The 3,934-nt window shown below is 35.6% G+C and carries 4 protein-coding genes; all 4 read left to right on the top strand.

Annotation, left to right across the window (positions count from 1 at the left end; translation table 11 throughout):
- A partial coding sequence (locus DRF60_RS21455; protein ID WP_202974468.1) for an RHS repeat domain-containing protein occupies positions 1–1,938 on the top strand: 1,938 nt, incomplete at its 5' end.
- Entirely contained in the window at positions 1,922–2,539 is a 618-nt protein-coding gene (locus DRF60_RS20695; protein WP_116015247.1) for a hypothetical protein, read from the top strand. The genes DRF60_RS21455 and DRF60_RS20695, both read left to right, overlap by 17 nt.
- A gap of 178 nt (positions 2,540–2,717) precedes the next feature.
- Positions 2,718–2,840 (top strand): hypothetical protein, encoded by a 123-nt coding sequence (locus DRF60_RS21845; RefSeq protein ID WP_317125835.1) that lies wholly within the window; start codon positions 2,718–2,720, stop codon positions 2,838–2,840.
- A 65-nt stretch (positions 2,841–2,905) separates the two neighbouring features.
- The coding region (locus DRF60_RS20690; RefSeq protein ID WP_317125834.1) for an RHS repeat-associated core domain-containing protein at positions 2,906–3,934 on the top strand (1,029 nt) is incomplete at its 3' end.

The raw sequence follows: 3,934 nt of genomic DNA, 5'->3' as shown, positions 1-3,934 counted from the left end.
AAGCTTTTCGGCTATGAGCTGAAATATTTTAATCCCCAGAATACCACCCAGGGCTCTACAGGGAAATACAACGGTAACATTACGGAAGTGACCTCGAAAACGGCTACGGACCAGGTTTTAAGACAGTATAATTACCAGTATGATGGCCTGAACAGGCTTAAAAAAGGAATCTATTCTGAACCGGGAGCTTCTGTTCCGCAGAACGGTTTCTTTAATGAAACCTTAGCCTATGATCTGAACGGAAATATCACCTCTCTGCAGAGAAATGGAAAAAGCAGTTCAGGAACAGCGCAGCTTATTGACAATCTTACCTACAATTATACAGGAAATAAGCTCAATACGGTTACTGATACTTCAGGAAACTACAGTGGCTATCCTGATACCTCCGGGAACACCATTTCTTATGATGATAACGGGAATATGAAGGATCATGTTGATAAGGGGGTTCTACAGATTGATTATAATTTTCTGAATCTTCCTGATTACATCAAGTTTGATAAAGGATTACCGACACGCGAAGGAATTATTAATGAAAATATATATTATACTTATCGTGCGGATGGTACTAAACTCAGGAAAATTTATAATTACACTCCTTTCGATCCTTTTGGTACTGCTACTTCCCTTGAATCTACAGTTACAGAATATGTAGATGGCTTTCAGTATGAAATCATGAATGGTAAAAAAGGCAAAACTGTTGCTTTAAAATTTGTTCCTACAGCCGAGGGCTATTACAATTTTGAAAATAATAAGTATATTTACAGCTACACGGATCATTTAGGAAATGTACGTTTAAGCTACTCCAAAAATTTATCTGGCAGCGCAGAAGCTCTTGAAGAAAACAATTATTATCCATTTGGATTAAAGCATGAAGGCTATAATGTTTTAGCCGGGAATTCTTCATATACTTATGGATATAACGGCAAAGAATTACAGAAAGAAACAGGCTGGGGAGACTATGGAGCGAGAATGTATATGGCTGATATTGGCAGATGGGGTGTGATAGACCCATTGGCAGAGCAGATGAGAAGATATTCTCCGTATAATTATGCCTTTAACAATCCAGTAAGCTTTATAGATCCTGATGGGATGAAGCCGCATCAGTTTAGTATGCCTGGCGATTCCCGTCCTGATGCTAACACAGGAAGTGGTGAACGGAACTGGTTAAGTTTAGGAACCGGAAATACCGGAGGAATTGAATCCGGAGGATATGGTGGAGGAAACGGCTATTCTGTTTTATCATCATTGGGTAATTCAAATGACTATTTACTGGATAATATTATTGCAGGATGGGCAGCAAGAGGAATAGATGCCAAAATCTCAAAGAATGGCTATCTATCATATTGGACACTGGGAGCTGCAGGATATGAAAGTACTTCTCAGGAAATGGTTGCGCATATGTTGAATCTTAGCAGAGGATCAGTTTTTGATAAAATTGATTTTCCTAAAACAACATCTAATACTACTTGGTGGGTAAATGCAGCTGTAGGTGCCGCAGCCACAGCAAATATACCAAGAAGTGGTTTCTTTAAATATAATGAACTATGGCATCAGACAAAAACAAGAGGTATTTCATATGCCTGGGAAGGTAAATGGAAAAATCCAGGAGCAAAATATTGGAGAGGTCAACAGGTAAAAGGTTTTCAAGGAGCAAGAAGTTTAGGAACAAAGTTGACAGCTGCTGGAGGTGTTTTACTAGTGGCTGATGTTGCAATGTCAGGAGAACTTAAACCTTCGCACGCAATTAATGGTGCTATGTTATTGGCTTCCACAACTGGAATTGGATCAATTGTGGCTGGAGTATGGTTTGTGGCGGATATGGGAACAATGGGAGTTAATTATTTGATAAATAGAGAAGCTAAAGGGTTAGGTGATATGATTGATGAATCTGTCGCCAATGAATATGGAAAATTTGAAATGTATGATGGATTATATTAAAAGTAAGTTTTCAGGGTATACAATTTATTGGGCAATTTTTACAATAATTTTACCTTTGCCAGCCTCATTAATGTTTATATTTAAAATATTGAAATCATATAATTTCAATATTAAAGGAACATTGTTTTTGATTTTATTTAGTGGAATATTCTTTTTAGTAATTAATTTCCTTAAACATATAAAATGGATAAAAATTAAAGAAAATAACTTAAAGTATTATTCCATCTTAAAGCCTTTTGGTAAAACATTAAATATTACAGATTATATAGGGAAGATTACTCTTACCGAATCTGGAACAAGAGGAAGCTATAAGGTGGTTTATTTAGTAGATAAAAAAAATAAAACATCATTTAAAATAATGGGCCTTCATTACAAAAATTTTGAAGACATAAATAATGCTATACAGTTGAAAAAGATAAATTTTTCTCCTACTATTTCACAATATTTTAAGCTTTTATTTTTTGAGAAAATTACAGTTAAAAATGATAAAAGTTCAAAGGATAGCGAAATAATTAATCTTATTTTAGGGATATTTAAAATAATTTCCATAGTGGGTATTGTTTTGTTTATTTTAGGTTCTTTAATAAAGAATTTTATATAGGTCATTCCGTGGGGTAATGTTCCAGATGTGTTGGTATACAATATCCATCGACATTAACAATTAAAATTTCAATAAAAAACATTAAAGAAAGAGTAATCTAAATGGTTACTCTTTCTCTTTTTGCAGGAAAAATACACCTTTATGAAGTTAAAAATTTATTCATGTTCCAGATGTGTTGGTGAACAAAAAAGTAAGCGGAACAAACCCTTCTTCCCCACTTCAAAGTATCTATTACTCTTACAATATCCGTGGATGGCTTACCAAGATCAATGATCCGGGAAGCTTTTCGGCTATGAGCTGAAATATTTTAATCCCCAGAATACCACCCAGGGCTCTACAGGGAAATACAACGGTAACATTACGGAAGTGACCTCGAAAACGGCTACGGACCAGGTTTTAAGACAGTATACTTACCAGTATGACGGTCTGAACAGGCTTAAAAAAGGAATCTATTCTGAACCGGGAGCTTCTGTTCCGCAGAACGGTTTCTTTAATGAAACCTTAGCCTATGATCTGAACGGAAATATCACCTCTCTGCAGAGAAATGGAAAAAGCAGTTCAGGAACAGCGCAGCTTATTGACAATCTTACCTACAATTATACAGGAAATAAGCTCAATACGGTTACTGATACTTCAGGAAACTACAGTGGCTATCCTGATACCTCCGGGAACACCATTTCTTATGATGATAACGGGAATATGAAGGATCATGTTGATAAGGGGGTTCTACAGATTGATTATAATTTTCTGAATCTTCCTGATTATTTAAAATTTGATCAGTTATATCTTACAAGAGGAGTTTGGCAGAATGTGAACGTTAACTATACCTACAGTGCAGATGGGACAAAGCTTAGGAAGATTTATAAATACAGTGAAAATTCTGCTTTTAAGCAAAAAACGACAGAATATCTGGATGGTTTTCAATATGAAGTGATTTCCACAAATACTGATCCTTTACTTAAATTCGTTCCTACCGCTGAAGGGTATTATAATTTTGAAAATAATAAGTATATTTACAGCTATACAGACCATTTAGGAAATGTACGTTTAAGCTACTCCAAAAATTTATCTGGCAGCGCAGAAGCTCTTGAAGAAAATAACTATTATGCGTTTGGATTAAAGCATGAAGGTTATAATGCTTTATCTGGAAATCCGGCTTACAGCTATGGATACAACGGTAAAGAACTACAGAAAGAAACTGGCTGGGGAGATTACGGAGCAAGGATGTATATGGCAGACATTGGCAGATGGGGAGTAATAGATCCATTAGCTGAGCAGATGAGAAGACATTCTCCTTATAATTATGCCTTCAATAATCCGGTTAATTTTGTAGATCCTGACGGAAGAGCACCCTATAACCCAAGGAGTTTTTATGGAGAACATTCTGCTTTCAAC

The sequence above is a fragment of the Chryseobacterium elymi genome (genome assembly GCF_003385495.1).
GTDB lineage: Bacteria > Bacteroidota > Bacteroidia > Flavobacteriales > Weeksellaceae > Chryseobacterium > Chryseobacterium elymi.
The sequence above is the reverse complement of the archived record's forward strand: the minus strand, read 5'-3'. Positions and strand labels throughout refer to the sequence as shown.